The organism is Thermomonas sp. (genome assembly GCF_019104945.1).
Classification (GTDB): Bacteria; Pseudomonadota; Gammaproteobacteria; order Xanthomonadales; family Xanthomonadaceae; genus Thermomonas.
Map to the genome: position 1 here is coordinate 24,604 of NZ_JAHRWW010000019.1, position 21,119 is coordinate 45,722.

The 21,119-nt window shown below is 60.7% G+C and carries 19 protein-coding genes and 1 pseudogene; 15 read left to right on the forward strand and 5 right to left on the reverse strand.

What is annotated here, in order from left to right; genetic code table 11:
• Positions 1-50 precede the first annotated feature (50 nt).
• Positions 51-878, forward strand: a complete 828-nt coding sequence (locus KUL77_RS05455; RefSeq protein WP_297144290.1) for a D-hexose-6-phosphate mutarotase — start codon at positions 51-53, stop codon at positions 876-878.
• On the opposite strand, the gene KUL77_RS05460 is transcribed toward KUL77_RS05455, so the two are convergent.
• Together KUL77_RS05460 and KUL77_RS05465 are read right to left on the reverse strand one after the other, a co-directional pair.
• Positions 875-1,171: a type II toxin-antitoxin system RelE/ParE family toxin gene (locus KUL77_RS05460; RefSeq protein WP_297144291.1), complete on the reverse strand. Its 297-nt coding sequence runs from the start codon at positions 1,169-1,171 to the stop codon at positions 875-877. The genes KUL77_RS05455 and KUL77_RS05460 overlap by 4 nt on opposite strands.
• Complete coding sequence (locus KUL77_RS05465; RefSeq protein ID WP_297144292.1) at positions 1,172-1,450, reverse strand: YlcI/YnfO family protein; 279 nt, start codon at positions 1,448-1,450, stop codon at positions 1,172-1,174. It lies immediately after the preceding gene.
• 246 nt (positions 1,451-1,696) lie between these two features.
• Here KUL77_RS05465 and KUL77_RS05470 point away from each other — a divergent pair, with 246 nt between their 5' ends.
• The gene (locus KUL77_RS05470; protein WP_297144293.1) at positions 1,697-2,530 is read left to right on the forward strand and encodes an energy transducer TonB; all 834 of its coding nucleotides are present in this window, start codon (positions 1,697-1,699) and stop codon (positions 2,528-2,530) included.
• A 70-nt stretch (positions 2,531-2,600) separates the two neighbouring features.
• On the opposite strand, the gene rho is transcribed toward KUL77_RS05470, so the two are convergent.
• Positions 2,601-4,328, reverse strand: a complete 1,728-nt coding sequence (rho, locus tag KUL77_RS05475) for a transcription termination factor Rho (protein WP_297144294.1) — start codon at positions 4,326-4,328, stop codon at positions 2,601-2,603.
• A gap of 235 nt (positions 4,329-4,563) precedes the next feature.
• Positions 4,564-4,890, reverse strand: a complete 327-nt coding sequence (gene trxA / locus KUL77_RS05480; RefSeq protein WP_297144295.1) for a thioredoxin — start codon at positions 4,888-4,890, stop codon at positions 4,564-4,566.
• A gap of 210 nt (positions 4,891-5,100) precedes the next feature.
• On the opposite strand from trxA, the gene rhlB reads away from it, so the two are divergent.
• The 6 genes from rhlB to KUL77_RS05510 all read left to right on the forward strand — a co-directional run bounded on the left by rhlB (position 5,101) and on the right by KUL77_RS05510 (position 12,032).
• The gene (gene rhlB, locus KUL77_RS05485; RefSeq protein WP_297144296.1) at positions 5,101-6,747 is read left to right on the forward strand and encodes an ATP-dependent RNA helicase RhlB; all 1,647 of its coding nucleotides are present in this window, start codon (positions 5,101-5,103) and stop codon (positions 6,745-6,747) included.
• A 77-nt stretch (positions 6,748-6,824) separates the two neighbouring features.
• Positions 6,825-7,514: a cell division ATP-binding protein FtsE gene (gene ftsE, locus KUL77_RS05490; RefSeq protein ID WP_297144297.1), complete on the forward strand. Its 690-nt coding sequence runs from the start codon at positions 6,825-6,827 to the stop codon at positions 7,512-7,514.
• Entirely contained in the window at positions 7,507-8,448 is a 942-nt protein-coding gene (ftsX, locus tag KUL77_RS05495) for a permease-like cell division protein FtsX (RefSeq protein WP_297144298.1), read from the forward strand. Before ftsE ends, ftsX begins: the two co-directional genes overlap by 8 nt.
• A gap of 10 nt (positions 8,449-8,458) precedes the next feature.
• Positions 8,459-9,289: a response regulator gene (locus tag KUL77_RS05500; protein ID WP_297144299.1), complete on the forward strand. Its 831-nt coding sequence runs from the start codon at positions 8,459-8,461 to the stop codon at positions 9,287-9,289.
• A 52-nt stretch (positions 9,290-9,341) separates the two neighbouring features.
• Positions 9,342-11,300: a M1 family metallopeptidase gene (locus KUL77_RS05505; protein WP_297144300.1), complete on the forward strand. Its 1,959-nt coding sequence runs from the start codon at positions 9,342-9,344 to the stop codon at positions 11,298-11,300.
• Between the two features lie 9 nt (positions 11,301-11,309).
• Positions 11,310-12,032 (forward strand): hypothetical protein, encoded by a 723-nt coding sequence (locus KUL77_RS05510; protein ID WP_297144301.1) that lies wholly within the window; start codon positions 11,310-11,312, stop codon positions 12,030-12,032.
• 174 nt (positions 12,033-12,206) lie between these two features.
• Here KUL77_RS05510 and KUL77_RS05515 read toward each other — a convergent pair whose 3' ends face one another.
• On the reverse strand, positions 12,207-13,142 hold the full coding sequence (locus KUL77_RS05515) for a carbohydrate kinase family protein (protein WP_297144302.1): 936 nt from the start codon (positions 13,140-13,142) through the stop codon (positions 12,207-12,209).
• A 173-nt stretch (positions 13,143-13,315) separates the two neighbouring features.
• Here KUL77_RS05515 and KUL77_RS05520 point away from each other — a divergent pair, with 173 nt between their 5' ends.
• The 7 genes and pseudogenes from KUL77_RS05520 (at position 13,316) to KUL77_RS05550 (ending at position 21,077) form a co-directional block, all read left to right on the forward strand.
• Positions 13,316-14,359 (forward strand): rod shape-determining protein, encoded by a 1,044-nt coding sequence (locus tag KUL77_RS05520; protein ID WP_297144303.1) that lies wholly within the window; start codon positions 13,316-13,318, stop codon positions 14,357-14,359.
• Between the two features lie 22 nt (positions 14,360-14,381).
• A complete protein-coding gene (gene mreC / locus KUL77_RS05525) occupies positions 14,382-15,239 on the forward strand; it encodes a rod shape-determining protein MreC (RefSeq protein WP_297144304.1) in 858 nt (285 codons plus the stop codon).
• A complete protein-coding gene (gene mreD / locus KUL77_RS05530) occupies positions 15,236-15,715 on the forward strand; it encodes a rod shape-determining protein MreD (protein ID WP_297144305.1) in 480 nt (159 codons plus the stop codon). Before mreC ends, mreD begins: the two co-directional genes overlap by 4 nt.
• Positions 15,716-15,718: 3 nt before the next feature.
• Positions 15,719-17,557 (forward strand): annotated as a pseudogene (gene mrdA, locus KUL77_RS05535) (penicillin-binding protein 2); the annotation flags it as partial.
• Positions 17,558-17,673: 116 nt separating this feature from the next.
• Complete coding sequence (rodA, locus tag KUL77_RS05540) at positions 17,674-18,801, forward strand: rod shape-determining protein RodA (protein ID WP_297144306.1); 1,128 nt, start codon at positions 17,674-17,676, stop codon at positions 18,799-18,801.
• A gap of 63 nt (positions 18,802-18,864) precedes the next feature.
• Positions 18,865-19,968: a lytic murein transglycosylase B gene (mltB, locus tag KUL77_RS05545; protein ID WP_297144307.1), complete on the forward strand. Its 1,104-nt coding sequence runs from the start codon at positions 18,865-18,867 to the stop codon at positions 19,966-19,968.
• Positions 19,965-21,077 (forward strand): septal ring lytic transglycosylase RlpA family protein, encoded by a 1,113-nt coding sequence (locus KUL77_RS05550; RefSeq protein ID WP_297144308.1) that lies wholly within the window; start codon positions 19,965-19,967, stop codon positions 21,075-21,077. Before mltB ends, KUL77_RS05550 begins: the two co-directional genes overlap by 4 nt.
• The last annotated feature ends 42 nt before the right edge of the window (positions 21,078-21,119 follow it).

Genomic DNA, 21,119 nt, shown 5'->3' on the forward strand with positions numbered 1-21,119 from the left:
CAACGGCGCATGGCGATCAAAATGCAGAAGACGCATGCGACACTGTAGGCATGCACGCAACCACCATCACCGTATTCGACACCCCTTGTATCCGCCTTGAAGCAGAAGGTGCCAGCGCGTTGGTGGCGCTGCACGGTGCGCACGTTTTATCGTGGGTACCCGTGGACGGCCGTGAGCGTTTGTTTCTTAGCGAGCGCAGTCGTTTTACCGAAGGCGCTTCCATTCGTGGCGGCATTCCGGTGATCTTTCCGCAGTTTTCCGAGCGCGGGGCGTTTCGGCGTCATGGGTTTGCACGGCTGCGGCCGTGGCGCTTCGTGGGTGTGGAAGCGACGCAGGCGGTGTTCGAGATCAGCACGACGTCAGAAGATCGCGATTGGCCGTTTGCCAGCCTGATCCAATTACGCATTGCGCTTACGGCGACCCAGCTCGCGGTGACGCTTGTGGTTAAAAACAGCGGCACGGTGCCGTTTCACTTTACTGCCGCATTGCATACCTATCTGGCCGTCTCCGATAGCCGCAATGCGCAGCTAGAGGGCCTGCAAGGATGCGATTACGAAGACAGCGCCAATGGCGGCACCTTGCACCGGCAGAGTGATTACACGGTGATGTTTGAAGGTGAGACCGATCGCATCTACAGCGATGTGGTGGCACCCCTCGTGCTCACCGACGGTGCACACACACTTGAGATAAGCCAAGAAGGGTTCGGTGATGCCGTGGTCTGGAACCCCGGTGAGCGTTTGGCCGCAGGTATCGGTGATTTGGCCCCCGGCGACTGGCAACGCTTTATTTGCGTTGAAGCAGGGCAGGTGTTGCAGCCGGTGGTGCTTACTCTGGGTGAAACTTGGTGCGGTGTGCAGTGGCTAAACAGCGGGGTTTAGTAGTAGTCCTCTTCGCTCTGGTGGCGCACAGCGAGGATGGTGACGGTGTCTTTAGATGTAATTTCAAAGAGCAAGACATAGCCTGCGTGACCAAATGGCACTAAGAGCTCGCGCAGTAATGGGTGATCGCTATCCGCTCGACGGCAGCTCATTGGGAAGTCGGCGAGCAAGGTGTAAGCCTTTTCAATAGATTCACGCGCACGAAGCGCCGCAGAAAAGTCATGCTCGGCAAGAAATACAACTAAGCGCTCGAGATCATCTTGTGCGTTCCCAGAAATTTGGACGCGATACATTTAGGTGCGATGCTTCGTGCGAGTCTGATGCGATGCAAGAATGGCATCCAAACGGCCAAGTGATTCTTCTGCCGTGTAATACATTCCCGTTCGCTTCGTATCTTCAAGTGAGGCAAGTCCGCGTTTGATGAACTCATCGCGCAGCTGGCGGCTGCGCACCTGCTGGCGAACCGCAGCCTCAATAAATCCGGAAAGTGTTTCGCCGTTTTGCAGCAAATCCTCGGCCGCTTCACGCAGGGCTGGCTCAACGCGCAACGAGGGAAGGGTGGCGGTTTTCATGATGACGCCTCAAGATGCATTGCAACTGCAATGCATCTTGAGCGCTTGCCGCAAAAGCTGCAAGTGCAGCGCTTACTTCCGCATCGAACTGAAGAACTCGTCGTTGGACTTGGTGTTCTTCATCTTGTCGAGCAGGAACTCCATCGACGCGATCACGTTCAAATGCTGGCAGGGGAGCCAGCGTTTGGGCTAGTCAAAAATTACGCTAGGCTATAGGTCTTATCAATGGATTATGGGGAGAAGGGAATGCTCAAGATTTTCGTGCCACTACTCGCGCTGTTGTTAGCCCTGCCGACGTCTGCGCAAACCGCGCGGGCCGCACGAAAACAGGCGGAATCAAGTGTGCGCGTCACCGGAAATGTGGTGATTGGCACAGACGGTACGGTGCAAGAGCAAGCGCTAGAGACGCCGCTATCGCCCAAGCTGCAGGAGTTTGTTACGCAGGCGATTCAGCAATGGCGCTTTGAGCCGGTGAAGGTCGAAGGTGCAGTGGTGCGGGCGAAGGTGCCTATGTCGTTGCGGTTGGTTGCGCATCAAGCAGAGGATGGAAGTTTCAGTGTGCGCATCGTCGGCACGCACTTTGGTGCCGACTCGCCAGAAGGCCGCCCGAAACTGATTCCAAAAAACCCGCCCAAGTTTCCGGTCAACCTGATGCGTGCAGGCATTGGTGGGAAGGTGTTTTTGGTGGTGCAGGTTGGTGCAGATGGCAATGTGCGAAATGTGGATGCCGAGCAGGTCAATTTGTACGTGGCGGGCACGGAGCAGCAGATGCAGATCGTGCGCAAGCAGTTGGCCGATGCGTCAATTAGCGCAGCGCGGAAATGGAAGTTCACGCCACCAACGGAGGGGCCGGATGTGGGCAAAGAGAGTTGGCTGGCGCGCGTGCCGGTGTCATTCACAATGGGCAATGGTCGTTTGAAAGCGGGGCAATGGGAAACCTATATCCCCGGCCCTAGAAATGTGAATATCCCTTGGGCACAAGAAAAATTAAAGACCGCCGGAAGCCCGGATGCGTTGCCGAATAGCGGAGTGTTCTCGCTGGAGCAGGATGTCAAATTGCTGACGCCGCCAACGGCGTAATTGGTTCATTGAGATACAAAACGCCCCACAGTGATGCGGGGCGTTTTGTGTGCAGCGGAGTGATGCGCGCTTACTTCCGCATCGAACTGAAGAACTCGTCGTTGGACTTGGTGTTCTTCATCTTGTCGAGCAGGAACTCCATCGCCGCGATTTCGTCCATCGGGTGCAGCAGCTTGCGCAGGATCCAGATCTTCTGCAGCAGGTCGGGCTCGATCAGCAGGTCTTCGCGGCGGGTGCCGGACAGGTTCACGCCGATCGCCGGGTAGACGCGCTTCTCGGTGATGCGGCGGTCCAGGTGCACTTCCGAGTTGCCGGTGCCCTTGAACTCTTCGTAGATCACCTTGTCCATCGCGCTGCCGGTATCCACCAGCGCCGTCGCAATAATGGTGAGGCTACCGCCTTCTTCCACGTTGCGCGCCGCACCGAAGAAGCGCTTCGGCCGGTGCATGGCATTGCTGTCCACGCCGCCGGTCAGCACCTTGCCGGAGCTGGGCAGGACGTTGTTGTAGGCGCGGGCGAGGCGGGTGATCGAGTCGAGCAGGATCACCACGTCCTTCTTGTGCTCGACCAGGCGCTTGGCGCGCTCGATCACCATTTCCGCGACCTGCACGTGGCGCGCGGCCGGTTCGTCGAAGGTGGAGGAGATGACCTCGCCGCGCACGGTGCGCTGCATTTCGGTCACTTCCTCCGGACGCTCGTCGATCAGCAGCACGATCAGGTGCACGTCGGGGTGGTTGTAGGTGATGGCGCTGGCGATCTGCTGCATCATCATGGTCTTGCCGGCCTTCGGCGGGCTGACGATCAGGGCGCGCTGGCCCTTGCCCTGCGGAGCCATCAGGTCGAGGATGCGGCCGGTGATGTCTTCCGACGAACCATCGCCACGCTCCAGCTTGAAGCGCTTGCGCGGGAACAGCGGGGTGAGGTTCTCGAACAGGGTCTTGTTCTTCGACGCTTCGATCGGCTCACCGTTGATGGTGTCAACGATGTTCAGTGCAAAGTAGCGCTCGCCATCCTTGGGCCAGCGGATGCGGCCGGAGACGTGGTCGCCGGTGCGCAGGTTGAAGCGGCGGATCTGCGAAGGCGAGATATAAGTGTCATCCGGGCCGGCCAGGTAGCTGGCCTCGGCCGCGCGCAGGAAGCCGAAGCCGTCGGGCAGGATTTCCAGCACGCCGTCGGCCTGCACGCCTTCGCCGTGGCGGGCCAAAATCTTCAAGATGGCGAAGATGATGTCCTGCTTGCGCGCGCGCGCCACGCCTTCGGTGATCTGCAGCTGCTCGGCGATGTCGAGCAGGCGCGGGGCCGGCATTTTTTTCAAGTCCGACAGGGTGTACACCGGGAAACCTTCCGGCACCTGCGGGTGCGGGCGCGGTACGAAAGGTTCGTTGCCGCCTTCGTCGGACATGCCGCCGTCGCGATAGCGCTCACGTTGGCGGTCGCGACGGTTTTTGAAGCGCTCGCGGCGGCTTTGGCGGTGGTTGTTGTCGCGGTTATAAGGCTCGCCGTTGGCGTTGTCGCTGCCGTTATTGCCTTCTTGCGCAGCATCGCTGGCGCTTGCAGAAGCTTCCGATGAAGTGGGTTGCACAGACACGGCGGCTGGCGCTTCCACCACTGGCGGCGCTGCACTAGGCGCAGGCGCGGCTGGTGCAGAGACGGCAACGGGCGCTGCAGCAGGAGCGGGTGCAGCGGCTTCCGGCAGGGCGATTTCGGTTTGTTCGGGCTTACGCGGCTTGGCCACGCGGGGTTTGCGCACGCGCTTCTCGGCGACTTCGCCGGTGGCGTCGATGGTGGTATCGGACAAGAGAAAAATCCTCGCTTGCGTTGCAAGCGCCTGCAGCTGCAGGCGGGTAGGGAATTGGGAAATCTTCGTAATGAGAAGAGGGGGTTCGAGCCGTGGCACGCCCGATAGAGCGGCAAATCAGCGCCGAACAATGCCAACGCTAGCATTAGCGCGGCAGGCTGCGCAAGTGGCGGGGCGGTGAAGCCCGCGCCAAGCCTCCCCGGCCTTGCGCCGGGGTGACAGAAAAACCGGAATTTTAGAGAGCTTTATCCAGCATCTGCGCCAGCTGGGACTTGCCCACTGCACCGATCTGGGTGCCCTGCACTTGGCCGTTCTTGAATACCAGCAGCATGGGGATGCTGCGCACGTGGTACTTCAGCGCGGTCTGCTGGTTTTGATCCACGTCCACCTTCACCACCTTGGCTTTGCCGGCATATTCGGTGGCGAGCTGATCTAGCGCCGGGGCGATCATCTTGCACGGCCCGCACCATGGGGCCCAGAAATCTACCAGCACCGGCTGGTTGGACTGCAGAACGTGCTGGTCGAAATCAGCGTCGGTGGCGTGAATGACAGATTCGCTCATCTTAAAAGTCTCCAAAAGCTGCAAAGGCGCGGAAAGCCGCGCATGAATGGTAAACTGGGGGGATCTGCCCTGTATTTCAAGGCAATGTGCCGGGAACGACCAGCCCCGGAACCCTCCCGGCAGTCTGCGCGGCTGCCCCCCATTCAGACAAGAGGCGCAGTGCAACGCGATGTTTCATTCGCGCTGACGGTCGCGCCGAAGGCAGCCAAAATGTCAGATAAGCCGTTGACAGATCTTACTTTTTCTTCGTTTGCACTCGCTCCTGAGCTCGTTGCCGGGTTAGAAGGTGCGGGCTTCACCCGCTGTACCCCCATTCAGGCCATGACCTTGCCGGTGGCCTTGCCCGGCGGCGATGTCGCAGGCCAGGCACAGACCGGTACCGGCAAAACGCTGGCGTTCTTGGTGGCGGTTATCAATCGCCTGCTCACCCGTCCGGCGCTGGCCGAACGTAAGCCCGAGGACCCGCGCGCGCTGATCCTGGCCCCCACCCGCGAGCTGGCGATCCAGATCCACAAGGACGCGATGAAGTTCGCCTCCGACCTAGGCCTGAAGTTTGCGCTGGTGTATGGCGGCGTGGACTACGACAAGCAGCGCGAGCTGTTGCAAAAAGGCGCCGACGTCATCATCGCTACCCCCGGCCGCCTGATCGACTACGTCAAGCAGCACAAAGTGGTGAGCCTGCACGCCTGCGAAATGTGCGTGCTGGACGAGGCCGACCGCATGTTCGACCTCGGCTTCATCAAAGACATCCGCTTCCTGCTGCGGCGCATGCCCGAGCGCGGCACCCGTCAGACCCTGCTGTTCTCGGCCACGCTCAGCCATCGCGTGCTGGAGCTGGCCTACGAGCACATGAACGAGCCGCAAAAGCTCGTGGTGGAAACCGAACACGTTACGGCCGACCGCGTGCGGCAGAAGCTGTATTACCCCGCCGACGAAGAAAAACTGCCCCTGCTGCTGGGTCTGCTGTCGCGTAGCGAAGGCGCGCGCACCATGGTCTTCGTCAATACCAAGGCGTTTGTGGAGCGAGTGGCACGGGCGCTGGAGAAAGCGGGCTATCGCGTTGGCGTGCTATCGGGCGACGTGCCGCAGAAAAAGCGTGAGTCGCTGTTGAAGAAGTTTCAGGCTGGGCAATTAGAAATTCTGGTGGCCACCGACGTGGCCGCGCGCGGCCTGCATATCGATGGCATCAAGTACGTTTACAACTACGACCTGCCGTTTGATGCCGAGGACTATGTGCACCGCATCGGCCGCACCGCGCGGCTAGGTGAAGAGGGTGATGCGATCAGCTTCGCCTGCGAGCGCTATGCGATGAGCCTGCCCGACATCGAGGCTTATATCGAGCAAAAGATCCCGTCTGAGCCGGTGACGCAGGAGCTTCTCACTGCACTGCCGCGCCCCGAACGGCCGAAGCCGGTGGACACTGGCGATGACGACAGCATTGGCGAGATCTACAAGGAAGTGCGCGAAGCACGCGCTGCGGAGGATGAAAAACGTGGCGGTGGACGCAGTCGCAGCGGTGGGCGGCAAGCTGGCCCGCGTGGCGAAGGACGCAGCGGTGAGCGCCGTGGCCCGCGTCCGCCGCGCAAGCCGCGCCCAGAGGGGGCCGATGCCAGCGCCCATGCCGATACAAAATCGGCGCACACACAAACCGCATCGGCTGAAGGCGAGCGCCCCGAGCGCAAGCGCCGTCGCCGCGGTCGCCCGGTAGAGGGCGGTGAGACGCAGCAAACGGCACCAACAACACCGCAGTTCGTGCCTGCCAAGGCGGTGGGCAAGGGCGAATCGCCATCGCTGCTGCAGCGCATCGGCCGTGGCCTGCGCGCACTGGTGTGGCGCGGCCGCACCGGGCCGCACTGAGTTTCACGCTGAATTCTGCTGGCTCTATGAGTGGCCACGGGGGATACTGATGCTTCGTTCCCCCGCCAAGCATGCGCATGCCGACTCTTCGCTTCGATAACGTCAGTAAGCAATACCCTGGAGGGCGGGTCGCGCTCGATGGCGTGAGCTTTGCTATCGATGCGGGCGAAATGCTGTTTGTCACCGGCCATTCGGGTGCGGGGAAAAGCACCATACTGAAGTTGATTCAGCTCGCCGAGCGCCCCAGCCGTGGCGCGGTGCTGTTTGCCGACCGTAATTTGGCGACGGTGCGCGGTGGACGCATCGCCGGGCATCGCCGCGACGTGGGTGTGGTGTATCAAAATCACCAGCTACTTACCGACCGCAGTGTGGCCGACAACGTGGGCCTGCCGCTGCTGCTGCGCGGAATGAAGCGCGCAGAAATAGGTAAGCGGGTGCGTTCGGTATTGTCGAAGTTAGGGCTTGAAGCGCGGGCAAATGCGCTGCCAACGCAGCTTTCGGCAGGCGAGCAGCAGCGCGTGGGAATCGCGCGCGCGGTGGTGGCCGAGCCGAAGCTGCTGATTGCCGATGAGCCCACCGGAAACTTGGACCCCACGCTATCGGCAGAGATCATGGCACTGTTCGCTTCGTTGCCGGAACGCGGCACCAGCGTGTTGATTGCTAGCCACGACCTTGGCTTGGTGAAGCGCATGCGCAAGCGCGTATTGGTGCTCGACCACGGGCAGTTGCTCGACGATATTTCACCGGAGGATTTGGCCGATGAATGAGCGCAAGGACACAGCTCATGCTGGCCCTGTCGGCGCTTGGGTAGCGCACCACGGCTACAGCGTTGTTGCGAGCTTGGGCCGCCTGCTGCGTCGCCCCGGTGCTACCTTGCTGACCGTCGGTGTCATGGCGCTAGCCTTGGCATTGCCACTGGGGTTGTGGGTGCTGCTGCAAAACCTGCAGCCACTCGCAGGACAGGTGCAAAGCTCGCGTGAGGTTGCGCTGTTTTTGAATCCCGATGTGGACAGCGCACGTGCGCAGGCGATAGAAAAAACGCTGAGTGCACGTGAGGACGTGCAAAGCGTCGAACTGGTGACGCCCGAACAGGCATTGACCCAGATGCGGCAGCGCGATGACCTCGCCGCTGCGATCGACGCATTGGGCGCTGACACCGCGCAGGCCGCGTTGCCGAATGTGCTGCGTTTGGTGCCCAAAGGCGATGAACAAGCGCTGGTGACTGCAGTGCAAGCTCTGCCGGAAGTGGCGCAGGTGCAGTACGACGCGCGTTGGCGGCAGCGCCTGCACGCATGGCTGCAATTGGGGCAACGTCTGGCGCAAGTGTTGATGCTCACACTTGGGCTGGGCGCGCTTTTGGTGGTGGGCAATACCGTGCGGCTGGACGTGCTGTCGCGGCGCGAAGAAATCGACGTGTTGCAATTGCTGGGCGCCAGCGACGGCTTCGTGCGTCGCCCCTTTCTGTATCTTGGTGCGTGGTACGGCGTGCTGGCAGGCGGCATTGCGTTGGGCGTCTTGGCGCTGGTACGGCTGGCGCTACAAGCGCCGCTGGCCACCCTCGCTGAGCGCTATGGAAGCACCTTTGCGCTACACGGCCTGCCGCCTGCGCAGGCCTTTGCCGTTGTAGTAGGTGCGGGGCTGCTGGGATGGCTAGGCGCAAGCTTGGTAACCGGGCATCATCTGCGCAAGCTGCGCCCATAGGAGGGGTGAGATGGCCGATAAACACGATCTTCGCCATGTGGTCAGCGACGCCCCGCGGGTGATGGTGGCCGATGGCAGCAAACTGGTGCGCAAACTCATTGGCGACACCTTGAAAAAAGAGCTGCCCGATGCGGAAATCATTGGCTGTGGTGATATTGCCGAAGCGCGCTTAGCCTTGGCAGAAGGTGCGGTGGATTTGGTCACCACGGCGCTGGTGCTGCCCGATGGCGACGGCCTCACCCTTGCGCGCAGCGTGCGCGAGGCGGCTGGGCAAAGCTACGTGCCGGTGATTGTAATTTCTGGCAGTGCGCAAGAAGCACTTGAGGCGCGCGCCTTCAGTGAAGACATCACCGATTACTTCGATAAGTCATTAGGGCAGGCGGCGCTCGCGGCGTTCATTCGTGGCTATGTGCATCCCGCGCCGATCGAGGGCGCGCGCGTGCTGTATGTGGAAGACAGTAAAGTGGTGGCAGTGGCCACCAAGCGCATGCTGGAACGCCACGGCATGCAGGTGCAACACTTCTTGACCGCCGAAGATGGGCTGGAGCATCTGCACAAATTCTTTGGCCGCGACGATGGCGACGTGGGCGCAGATTTGGTGCTCAGTGACGTGTATCTGAAAGGTGCGCTCAGCGGACAAGACCTGCTCAACCAGTTGCGCGGAGTGTTTGGTTACGGCAAGCGCCGTTTGCCGATGGTGATGATGACTGGTGACGATAATCGCGACAACCAAGCGCGCCTGCTGCGTGAAGGGGCGAATGATCTGGTACTCAAGCCCATTGAAGAGCGTTTACTGGTCACCAAGATTTTGTTTCAGTTACGCCTTTCAAAAATGGGCTGAATGGGGCGCTGGGCGTTAAACTCGACACTTTCCGTCGTTAGGTTGATGTCTCATGCGCCACCTGCTTTTGTCTGTTTCCATTGCCGCCGCGCTTGGCGTGGGCCTTGTCGGCTGCCAGGGTAGCCAAGCTCCAGAAGCCGCTCAGTCGGCCGCCGCTGCGCCTGCGGCCAGCGCGGAGAAGATCGTGGATGAACATTCCTATGCACAGCCCGAAAAGGTGCGCACTACCGATATCGCGCTGGATCTGGCGGTCAATTTCGATCAAAAAACCATTAGCGGCACCGCGACCTACAGCTTGGATTGGGTTGATCAAAAAGCGACCCAACTGGTATTGGATACCCGCGATCTCACCATCAATAAGGCCGAAGGCGAAACCGCCGATGGCAAGTGGGAGCCCTTAAAGTTCGCCCTGTCGGATAAAGACAAGGTGCTGGGCAGCGCGCTGACCATCGAAACACCCAATCGCCCAGCCAAAGTGCGGGTGACCTATGTCACCTCGCCGGAGGCTTCAGGCCTGCAGTGGCTCGCCCCGGCGATGACCGAAGGCGGCAAACAGCCGTTTATGTTCAGCCAGTCGCAGCAGATCCATGCGCGTTCGTGGGTGCCGCTGCAAGACACGCCGCAGGTGCGTTTCACCTATAGCGCGCACGTCACCGCGCCGAAAGACGCCATGGTGCTGATGAGCGCCGATAACGATCCAAAGGCGGCGCGCGATGGTGACTACAGCTTCAAGATGCCGCAAAAAATCCCTTCGTATTTGATGGCGATTGCGGCCGGCGATTTGGTGTTCAAACCCATTTCCGAACGCAGCGGCGTGTGGGCTGAACCGGCGATGGTGGATAAGGCCGAAGCCGAATTCGATGACACCGAAAAAATGATCGACACCGCAGAAAAGCTGTACGGCCCGTACCGCTGGGGTCGCTATGACCTCTTGGTGCTGCCGCCGTCCTTCCCTTATGGCGGTATGGAAAACCCACGCCTCACCTTCGCCACCCCCACCGTGATCGTGGGCGACAAATCGCTGGTCTCGCTGGTGGCGCACGAGCTGGCGCATAGCTGGTCGGGCAACTTGGTGACGTTCGCCACCGACAAAGACAGCTGGCTCAACGAAGGCACCACCACCTACGTGCAAAGCCGCATCACCGAAGCCCTGTACGGCCGCGATATGGCCGATATGGAAGAGGTGATCGACCGTGATGAGCTTAAATCTGAGTTCAAGCAGATCGACCCTGCATTGCAGCGCCTATCGCTCAAGCCCGGCACGCTAGCCAACCCCGACGACCAGTCGAGCGCGACGGTGTATGTGAAAGGGGCGTGGTTCCTGCAGTTTTTGGAGAAAAAATTTGGCCGTGATGTGTTCGATCCGTGGCTGAAGAGCTATTTCGATCACTTCGCCTTCCAAAGCATCACCACGAACCAGTTTCGCGACTATCTAAAAGCGAATTTGATCGACAAACATCCGGGCGTGGTGTCGATGAAGGAGGTCGATCAGTGGTTGTATGAACCTGGGATTCCGGCCGGTGCGCCGCAGGTATTGTCGGGTAAGTTCAGCACGGTGAATGCGGCGCGTATCGCTTGGCAGGGCAGCGCCAAACTGCCGGATAAGAGCATTACCGATGTGTGGAGCACGCAGGAATGGGTGCACTTCATCGAAGGCATGCCGGAAACACTCAAGCCCGAACAACTGGCGCAGTTGGATGCCGCTTATCACTTCACTGGCACGCCCAATGGCGAGATCGCGATGCGCTGGTATCCCTTGGCCGAACGCAGTGGCTATGCCGCGGCGCGTGAGGATATGGGTAAGTTCTTGGAGCGAGTGGGCCGACGCAAGTTGATCCTGCCGATCTACAAAGCATTGGTCGCAACACCGGACGGCTTGGCGTTTGCGGAAGCCGTGTTTGCCAAGGCTAAACCGGGCAGTCACCCGATTACCGCAGGTTCGGTTGAGGGCATCTTGGCGGAAGCCAAGGCGAAAGCACCTGCCGCAGCCCCAGCGCCGGCGGCGAACTAAGAGGCGGTTATGCACAAACACATCGCCTTCGCTGTCGCCATTGGTCTCACGCTCGTAGCCTGCAAAGGCGAAGACCCCGAAGCTGCCGCGCGCGCGGCAGCGGCGCCGGTGGCGGCGCAAGAGCAGGCGGCGGAGGCGATGGAAAAGCAGTTCGATGCAGCGGTAGCGGCGAGCAACTGGCGTCTGGCCAAGGGCTATGGCGATGTGCTGCAAATGGATCACCCCGGTACGACCGCCGCCGACCGGGTGAAAGGTAAGCTCGCCGACGTGCAGGCCAAGGCCGCCGCCGAAGGCGAGCAGCAGCGGTTAGAGGCGCTATGGTCGTATGGCGACGTACCTGCGCCGGGTGGGCGTCAGTTATCGGCGTCGATCTATGCAGAAAAAGAAGTGGCTGTGGATGGCAGTGGTGAAAAGCCGGTGCAGCTGATTTTTCGCGATCATCCCGAATGGGGGCGCAGTAGCTACCTGGTGCTCAAGGCTGGGGATTTCGATTGCTATAAAGGCTGCAAGCTGAAGGTCACGCTGGATGGTAAAACCTATACGCTGCCCGGAACACGGCCCAAGACCGATGAGGCCATTGCCATGTTTATCGATGACCATAAGCAGTTATGGAAATTGGCCAAAACCGGCAAGCAGCTCACTATTGAATTCCCCACCAAACAAGTGGGCAAGCGCAGTGCTACGTTTGAAGTGGGTGGGCTAAAGCCTGCGCATTTGCCAAAGTGGAATTGATCGTTGTGACATAAGGCGTAGCTGCCCGGCGATGTTTGGCGCTCCCGCTGCCAAGGGTAGCGCCGCTCGGGCTTCGCTTCCGGCTACGAATCGCGGCCGCGCGCCATCCATGGCGCGCTCGCTACCCTTGGCAGCGTGAACGCCAAACCCAAATTTCAGGTGCGTGATATCGAGCTATGCCAGCGCGTAACCAAACTGCTGGCGGAACTGTTCGGAGAACTCTTCGTAATCGAAACGCTGGTTCTGGGTGCCGGGGTGTTCCACTTTGAGCGCGCCCATCAAGTTACCCATGCGGCCGATGGTCATCCAGTCGTAGCCCTTTTCGATACCGAAAATCAGCCCGGCGCGGAAGGCATCGCCGCAGCCGGTGGGGTCGGTGATGCGGCGCTCGTGCGCCGGTGGCACTTTGTGTAGCTGGCCGTCGGCGTGAATTTCCGCACCCTTCGGGCCGCGTGTCACGATGTAGGCCTTGACCTTACTGGCAATGTCTTCGGCACTCCAGCCGGTGCGTTCTTGCAGCAGGTTGGATTCGTAATCGTTGACGCACACATAGTTGGCCTGTTCGATAAAAGCGCGCAATTCCTCGCCATTGAACAGCGGCATGGCTTGGCCGGGATCGAAGATGAAGGGAATACCCGCTTCCGAAAACTCTTTCGCGTTCTGGATCATGCCCTCGTAGCCGTCTGGGCTGACGATGCCGATGGTCACGCCCGGCACGTCTTTAACGTGGTTTTCATACGAACGCATCATCGCGCCCGGATGGAAGGCGGTGATCTGGTTATTGTCGTGATCGGTGGTGATAAACGCCTGCGGGGTGAACAGCTCGTCGATGGCTTTGACGTGATTCAGCGTGATCCCCTGCTCCTCAAACCACTCCCGGTACGGGCCAAAATCGGCGCCGACGGTGGCCATCGGGATCGGATCGCCGCCCAGCAACTTGAGGTTATAGGCGATGTTTCCAGCGCAGCCACCGAATTCGCGACGCATCCGCGGCACCAAGAAGGACACATTCAGAATATGCACCTTGTCCGGCAGGATGTGGTTCTTGAACTGGTCGGGGAACACCATGATGGTGTCATAGGCCAAAGAACCGCAGATTAGGGCAGCCATCGAAGTCTCAACTGAGCAAACAATAAGACTGCTAATGATACCGCAGTCAGCAAAACGCACCCGGAATGAACGATAATAGGCCGCTTTCTTGCCGCCAGCAGTACGCGTTGCTAGGCTTGTCAATCCCTGTGCCGCGCACCGTGCGGCCCCTCTATATTCCGGCATATCCACGCATGTTCAAGTTCCTCCGGGGCTATTTCTCCAGCGATCTTTCCATTGACCTTGGCACCGCCAACACACTGATTTATGTGCGTGGGCAGGGCATTGTTCTGAATGAACCCTCGGTGGTGGCGGTGCGCCAAGACCGTGGCGGTGGCGCCAAAGCGGTGGCCGCGGTGGGCAGCGAAGCCAAGCAAATGCTGGGCCGCACGCCCGGCCACATGACCACGGTGCGGCCGATGAAAGACGGCGTGATCGCCGATTTCACCTATACCGAAGAAATGCTCAAGTACTTCATCCGCAAAGTACATAAGAGCCGTTTCTTGCGCCCCAGCCCACGCGTGCTGGTGTGCGTCCCGGCGGGCAGCACCCAAGTGGAGCGCCGCGCGATTAAAGAATCGGCGGAAGAGGCGGGTGCGCGCGAAGTGTATTTGATCGAAGAGCCTATGGCAGCCGCGATCGGTGCCGGTATGCCGGTGACCGAGGCGCGCGGCTCGATGGTGGTGGACATCGGCGGCGGCACCACCGAAGTGGCGGTGATCGCGCTGAACGGCATCGTCTATTCGCAGTCGGTGCGTATCGGCGGCGACCGTTTCGATGAGTCGATCATTGCCTACGTGCGTCGTCACCACGGCATGTTGATTGGTGATGCCACCGCCGAACGCATCAAGATGGAACTGGGCAACGCCTATCAGCAGCAGGAAGTGCGCACGATTGAAATTTCGGGCCGCCACTTAGCCGAAGGTGTGCCGAAGATCATCAGCATCAATTCCAATGAAGTGCTGGAATCGTTGCGCGAGCCGCTGGCGGGGATCGTGTCGGGGATTCGCCTCGCGCTGGAACAAACCCCGCCGGAACTGTGTTCCGACGTGGCCGAGCGCGGCATCGTGCTGACCGGCGGCGGCGCGATGCTGCGTGATCTGGATAAGCTCATCAGCGAAGAAACTGGCCTGCACGTGCAGGTGGCCGACGATCCACTCACTTGCGTGGCGCGTGGCGGTGGGCGCGCGCTGGAGTTGGTGGACATGCACGGCAACGAATTTTTCGCGCCGGACTGAGCTGCTGCACTGACCTTGCCCCGTGTCTTCTTTAGCAGGACCTTCCGCCCCCCGGCCCGGTGAAATTGCCGGGGTGCTGCGGCTGTTGGCATTTTTGCTGGCCGCCGCCGCGCTGATGGTCTTGGACTATCGCGGTGGCTGGCTGCGCGCCATTCGCATGCAAACAGAAATGCTGGTGCAACCGCTGTGGCACGTGGCAGGGCTTCCTGCACGGGTGGGCGTAACGCTGCGTGAAAGCGCGGTGAGCCGTGGCCAGCTGATCGACGATAACGCCAAGCTACGGCAAACATTGCTGCTGACCGAAGCGCGCAACGCCCGGTTGCGCACCGTGGCGGCTGAAAACACGCGCTTGCGCGGGCTGCTCGACAGCGCCGAGCGCGGCCGCTTAGACGTGCAGTTGGCGGGGGTGATTGATATTGATCTGGCCTCTAATCGGCAGCGTCTCGTGCTTGATGCGGGCCGCAGCAGCGGCGTGCGTGTGGGCCAGCCGGTGATCGATGCCGGTGGGCTGATGGGGCAGGTGATTTCCATCACCCCGAACACGGCCACGGTACTGCTGCTTACCGACCCCGACCACGCTGTGCCGGTGATGGTGGCGCGCAGCGGCGTGCGGCTGATGGTGTATGGCACCGGGCGCACAGATGCCTTACTGCTTACCGATATTCCACTTTCGGCGGATGTGCGCGAAGGGGATGAATTGTTGACTTCAGGGCTGGGCGGGCGTTTCCCGCCAGGCTTTGCGGTGGGGCGCGTGGGCGCGTTGCGCGCCGATGATAGCCGGGCTTTTCTTGAAGCCGACGTCAAGCCCGCAGCGCAGCTCGATCGTGGGCGCGACGTGTTGCTGCTGCGCGGCTACGCGCCCGCCAAGGTGACGCCATGAGTCGGCAGCGCAATGCATGGGCACTGCCCATTACCCTGCTGATTGCGCTGCTGCTGGGGCTTGTGTCGCTGCCCGGCCCGTTGCAGGCGCTGCGGCCTTACTGGCTGGGGCTGGTGCTGGCGTATTGGCTGCTGGAAACACCAGAGCAAGTGGGGCTGGGTGTGGCGTTCGGGCTGGGGCTGTTGGCCGACCTCGTATTTGGCACCCTGCTTGGTGAGCAAGCGCTGCGGCTGGTGGTCTTGGCTTTTATTCTTGATCGCTTCCGCGCGCGGCTACGGTTTTTCCCGGTGTCTCAACAGGCGCTGACCATTGGCGTGCTCTTGCTCAATGACCGCGTGATCAGCGCCGCGTTGCGGCTGATCTCGGGCGCGCCGCCACTGCCACCGCTGGCATGGTTAGCGCCGCTACTTGGGCTGCTGCTGTGGCCGCCGCTGCACCTGTTGCTCGACACGCTGCGGCTGCGGCGTAAGGGTTAGGCGATGGCTCGGCGCAATCGCGTCATTCGTAACCACGGCGCGGAAGTGTCGCTGTTTCGTATGCGCGCGTTGGTAGGGTTTTTGGCCGCGTTTGTGGGGATTGGCATTCTGGCAGGCTGGTATTTTTGGCTGCAGGTGGCCCAGCACGATCTGTATGCGGCGCGCTCAGAAAGCAACCGTCTGCGGCTGGTGCCCGTGGCCCCGGCACGCGGCCTGATTTATGACCGCAAAGGCAGAATCTTGGCGGATAACGTCGCCGCGTGGCGGCTCGATGCGGTTCCAGAGCGCGCAGGTGATGGCGTGGCTCTGTTGGCAAAATTGCAGAGCATCATCGCGATGGATGCCGAACAGCAGGAGCGCTTTCTGCGGGAATACAAAGCCAGCCGCCCGTTCAAACCGGTCACCGTGCGCCTGCGCATCAGTGATGATGAAGCGGCGAAATTCGCGGTGAACCGCTGGCAGTTTCCGGGCGTTGAACTGGTGCCTTATCTGGGGCGCGTGTACCCCTATGGCGCGCTGTTTGCGCACGTCATCGGCTATGTGGGGCGTGTTGATCAAAAAGACCTCGCCCTACTCGGCGACACTGGCGGCGCTTACACCCATATCGGCAAAACCGGGCTAGAGCGTTATTACGACGAACAGCTGCGCGGACGCCCCGGTTACCGGCGTTTGGAAACGAACGTCGCCGGACGCACCGTGCGCACGCTGGGCACGGTGCCTGCCACGCCCGGGCAAGATTTACGCCTGTCGATCGACGCCGATCTGCAGCAGGCCATGACCGACGCCTTCGGCGAACTCGAAGGCTCCGCTGTGGCGGTAGATCCGCGCACGGGTGAGATATTGGCCATGGTCAGCCTGCCCAGCTTTGACGCCAATCTTTTTGTGAATGGCATCAGCCACGCCGATTTCAAAGCACTTAACGACAACCCATCACGGCCCCAATTCAACCGCGTGGTGCTTGGCGGTGTGGCGCCGGGTTCAACGGTGAAACCGCTGCTGGGGCTGGCGGGGTTAGACAGTGGCTTGCGGCGCCCGGAAGATAAAATTCTGTCCACCGGCATGTTCTACCTACCGGGGCAGCGCCGGGGCTATGGCGATTCGCACCGTGGTGGCCACGGCTGGACCGACCTGCGTAAATCGATCTACGCCTCGGTGAATACCTACTACTACAAGCTCGCGCTGGATATGGGCATCGCTCGTATCGATGAGTACATGGATCACTACGGCTTCGGTAAGGTTACCGGCGTGGATCTGGCGGGCGAAATCAGCGGCATCTTGCCGTCGCCCGCGTGGAAGGCGAAGAACGCGCCGAAGCAGGGCAAGTGGTATCCCGGTGATACGGTGATTACTGGCATCGGCCAAGGCTTTTGGAAGGTCACGCCGCTGCAGCTGGCGCAGGCCACGGGTGGGCTTGCTAGTGGCTGGCTGCGTGCGCCGCATTTGGTGAAAGATATGCGCGCCGATTTTGATGCGCCTTGGCAGGCGGTGCCACTTAAAGCACCCGTACAGATGAGCCCTAGCCCCGCCCATTTGCAGGCGGTGCGCGAAGGCATGGTAGGCACTGTGCACGGTGCAGGTACGGCTACCAATATCCGCGCGGGCCTTACCTATACCATCGCCGGGAAAACCGGCACCGCGCAGGTGGTGAGTCGTCGTGGCACGGCGGCGTTGAACCCGAAAAGCCTGCCGATGCACCTGCGCCATCGCGCGCTGTTTATCGCGTTTGCCCCCGCCGAAGCGCCCACGATTGCTATCGCGGTGGCGGTAGAAGGTGGCGGTTACGGGGCCTCGACCGCCGCGCCGATCGTGCGCCGCGTGTTCGATGCGTGGCTCCTTGGCAAAAAAGCGACGCCGGTGCGCCTTGAAGACGTGCCATCGCCGCTATTCGCGCCCCCCGATTTTTCAAATGTGCGCGGCACACCTGTGGCGCAGCCTGTTGCGGTAGAGGAGCCCGTTCAATGAAAGCACTGCTGGCCCTATTGCTGGATATGCTGCAGCGCTTCGTGCGCAGCTTGGACGCCCCGTTGATGATGGCGCTGATGGTGCTGATGGCTGCAGGGCTGGTGACCCAGTACAGCGCAGGCAACGAATCCATGCGCGGCGTGATGATGCAGGGCGCCTACTTTGGCGTGGGCTGCGGCGCGTTGTGGGTGGTGTCGCGGGTGCCGGTGCAGCTACTCAAGCAGGCAACGCCCGCGTTGTTTTTGCTGTCACTCATCCCAATGGTGCTGGTGCTGTTTATCGGCGGCGGCAAATACGGCAACCACTGGATCAAACTTGGCTTTATCAATGTGCAGCCCGCCGAACTGTGCAAGCTCAGCCTGCCGATGATGTTGGCATGGCATTTTGATCGAAAGCCCATGCCGCCGCAGTTCATGACGCTGGTTAAAGGGCTTGCGATTATCGCGCTGCCGGTGGGTTTGACCCTGCTGCAACACGACTTAGGCACGGCCATTTTGGTGCTGGCCACTGGCGTGTTCGTGCTGTTTCTTGCGGGAACATCGTGGTGGCTCTGGGGCGCGGCCACGCTGGTGGCAGGGGCTGGGTTTAGTTTGGCGAAATTTGCGCCGATCGCATGGTTCAGTTTTTTGCGCCCGTACCAGCAAGACCGCATTTTGACCTTCCGCAACCCTGAAAACGACCCGATGGGTGCGGGTTGGAACATTCTGCAGTCGCAAATCGCCATTGGTGGCGGTGGCATCACCGGCAAAGGCTGGGGCCAAGGCACTCAGTCGCATTTGAACTACCTGCCCGAGCACACCACCGACTTTGCCTTCTCGGTGTTGGCCGAAGACTTCGGCTGGGTTGGGGTGGTGCTGGTGCTGGCGCTGTATTTATTCATCGTGGGGCGCTGCCTGTGGATCGCCGCAGAATCGCGCGATGGTTATGTGCGCTTACTGGCGGGGGCGATTGGCCTTTCGCTATTTGTGTACGTGCTGGTGAACGGTGGCATGATTTCTGGCCTGCTCCCAGTGGTGGGTGTGCCGATGCCCTTGCTGAGCTACGGCGGCACCTCGGCGGTGACCATTTTGCTGGGGTTTGGTGTGGTGATGGCGCTGAAAGCGCACCGCCCGGTAAACCGTTAATTCGATACCAAAGCTGAATGGGTAACGGTCGCGTTGCTTGCACTGCGTGCTACCCTCTTGCGGATGATTCGACGCACACTGCCCTGTCTCACCGCGCTTGCGCTTGCCGCTTGTGCCGTGCCTCCGCCGAAATCCATGCCTATCGCTGCGCCTGCGCATCCGGTAGCCGAGGAGGAGGCTTCGCTACATCTGCGTGACTTCAGCGCCGCGCGCGCCGAGTTCGTGCGCAGCACGGCGGCACGCTTCAACATCCCTGCCGCGCAAATTGAAGCAACGCTCGCTACCGCCAAGATTCGCGAACCCATCATTAAGGCGATGTCACGGCCGGCCGAAGCCAAGCCGTGGCGCGACTACCGTCCCATCTTCATCCAGCCGGGGCGCATTTCCGGTGGGCAAGCGTTTCTTGAGCAAAACCGCACCACGCTGCAGCAGGCGGAAGACCGCTATGGCGTTCCCAAAGAAATCGTGACAGCGATCTTGGGGGTGGAAACCAGCTACGGCGGCAATAAAGGGAGCTGGCCGGTGATCGACGCGTTGTACACGCTGGCGTTTGCCTACCCGCGCAGCGGCGACCCAACGCGGGTGGCTTACGAAGACAAACGTGAGGCCTTTTTCCGCGATGAATTGGCGCAGCTGTTCGCACTGGGCAAGGAAGAAGGCTTCGACATTACAAGCTTGAAAGGCAGCTATGCCGGGGCGATGGGTTGGGGCCAATTCATGCCATCGAGCTACCGCCAGTATGCGGTGGACGGCGATGGTGATGGCAAGCGCGATCTCTTCAATAATTTGAACGACGTGATCCCGTCTGTGGCCAACTACTTTGCACAGAAGGGCAGTTGGCAGCGCGGTGGGCCGGTGATGGTGCGTGCCACGCGCGACGCCGCTGCGGCAGACTTCAGCAACCCCGGCAATAGCGTCACCCTCGATCAGAGCCTGTTGGACTTGAGCAAGCTTGGCTACCGCGCCGGTGGCACTGTGCAAGCGGGGCAAGATCCAAAGGCCAAACAGACCACGCTGATTACGCTGGAAGGCGCGGCCGGGCCCGAATACTGGATCGTTTATAACAATTTCAAAGCAATCACCACCTATAACATCTCGCGCCTGTATGCGACGGCTGTGTATCAGTTGGCCGAATCCATTGCAGGGCGAGAAGGAGGGGCAGGATGAAGCTACGCGTATTGCTACCCGCCGCACTGCCATTAGCATTGGCCGCATGTGCAACAACTGGAACGAAATCTCCGTCGGCGCATGTGGGGCATGCCCCCGCGCCAGCACCGACGACGGCGGCGGCCCCACACAAGCCCAAAACATCGCCCTACGCGCCCGCCCAAGAAGACCTGAGCAAACGCGGTGATTACGTGGCCGGTGGTTTGTTCCGCCCCGGCGTGCCGGACAGCGTGCCAAGCGATATTCCCGATGTGGACGCCATTCCCGAGCCGGATGTGCGCGATGAGCCGCGCGCTAAAACCGGCAACCGCGATTACACCGTGCTGGGCAAAAAATACAGGGTGCTCGACGACCACGAAGGCTATGTTGAAGAAGGCATGGCCTCGTACTACGGCAATAAATTCCACGGCCGCCGCACATCGAGCCAAGAGGTGTACGACATGTACGCCTTTACCGGTGCGCACAAAACCCTGCCGCTGCCCAGCTTTGCGCGGGTCACCAATTTAGAAAACGGCAAGACCATCGTGGTTAGAATCAACGATCGCGGCCCGTTTCATCCGGGGCGTGTGATCGACCTGAGCTACTCGGCGGCGGTGAAATTGGGCTACCGCGAAAAAGGCAGCGCACGGGTGCGGGTGGAAGCCCTGCAGCCGGAGGATGGCGAACAGGTGGCTGCGGCTAAGTCTGCAGCCACCAAGACATCCATGGATCAGTTGGTTGCAAAGCTTCCCGCTGCGCCTAGAGTGACCACGGCAGATGGATTTGATGCGTGGATGCAGTCGCAGCAAATTCGCGTTGCAACGGGTAAACCAAAAACTGCAAACAACGAAACCGTTGCAGCGCCAGCGGTCGTTGCGGAATCTTCGCAACCAGCGGCAGGCCGCGTCACGCTACAGGTGGCAAGTTTTAGCAATCAAGAAAATGCCGAGCACGCACTGTCGCGGCTGCGCGGCGCTGCGATTGCCAATGCCCAGTTGCAGGACAAAGAATTAGGCGGCCGCAAAGTGTGGCGGCTGCGTATCGGCCCCGTCGATGAGTCGGTGTCTGCGGAACTTGCGGCGCGCGTTGTAGGTCTTGGCTTTGGCCCGCCACAACGCGTGCACGACTAACTTAAAATACAACATTAAATTTGCGCCGCGCCTGCGCGCGCC

Bases quoted from the DNA above. Each gene is read 5' to 3' on its own strand.
- trxA (WP_297144295.1), bottom strand. From the start codon at position 4,890: ATGAGCGAATCTGTCATTCACGCCACCGACGCTGATTTCGACCAGCAC.
- KUL77_RS05510 (WP_297144301.1), top strand. From the start codon at position 11,310: ATGCACAAACACATCGCCTTCGCTGTCGCCATTGGTCTCACGCTCGTA.
- KUL77_RS05520 (WP_297144303.1), top strand. From the start codon at position 13,316: ATGTTCAAGTTCCTCCGGGGCTATTTCTCCAGCGATCTTTCCATTGAC.
- KUL77_RS05460 (WP_297144291.1), bottom strand. From the start codon at position 1,171: ATGTATCGCGTCCAAATTTCTGGGAACGCACAAGATGATCTCGAGCGC.
- rodA (WP_297144306.1), top strand. From the start codon at position 17,674: ATGAAAGCACTGCTGGCCCTATTGCTGGATATGCTGCAGCGCTTCGTG.
- KUL77_RS05465 (WP_297144292.1), bottom strand. From the start codon at position 1,450: ATGAAAACCGCCACCCTTCCCTCGTTGCGCGTTGAGCCAGCCCTGCGT.
- ftsX (WP_297144298.1), top strand. From the start codon at position 7,507: ATGAATGAGCGCAAGGACACAGCTCATGCTGGCCCTGTCGGCGCTTGG.
- KUL77_RS05470 (WP_297144293.1), top strand. From the start codon at position 1,697: ATGCTCAAGATTTTCGTGCCACTACTCGCGCTGTTGTTAGCCCTGCCG.
- KUL77_RS05550 (WP_297144308.1), top strand. From the start codon at position 19,965: ATGAAGCTACGCGTATTGCTACCCGCCGCACTGCCATTAGCATTGGCC.
- ftsE (WP_297144297.1), top strand. From the start codon at position 6,825: ATGCCGACTCTTCGCTTCGATAACGTCAGTAAGCAATACCCTGGAGGG.
- mltB (WP_297144307.1), top strand. From the start codon at position 18,865: ATGATTCGACGCACACTGCCCTGTCTCACCGCGCTTGCGCTTGCCGCT.
- rhlB (WP_297144296.1), top strand. From the start codon at position 5,101: ATGTCAGATAAGCCGTTGACAGATCTTACTTTTTCTTCGTTTGCACTC.
- mreD (WP_297144305.1), top strand. From the start codon at position 15,236: ATGAGTCGGCAGCGCAATGCATGGGCACTGCCCATTACCCTGCTGATT.
- KUL77_RS05515 (WP_297144302.1), bottom strand. From the start codon at position 13,142: ATGGCTGCCCTAATCTGCGGTTCTTTGGCCTATGACACCATCATGGTG.
- KUL77_RS05505 (WP_297144300.1), top strand. From the start codon at position 9,342: ATGCGCCACCTGCTTTTGTCTGTTTCCATTGCCGCCGCGCTTGGCGTG.
- KUL77_RS05500 (WP_297144299.1), top strand. From the start codon at position 8,459: ATGGCCGATAAACACGATCTTCGCCATGTGGTCAGCGACGCCCCGCGG.
- KUL77_RS05455 (WP_297144290.1), top strand. From the start codon at position 51: ATGCACGCAACCACCATCACCGTATTCGACACCCCTTGTATCCGCCTT.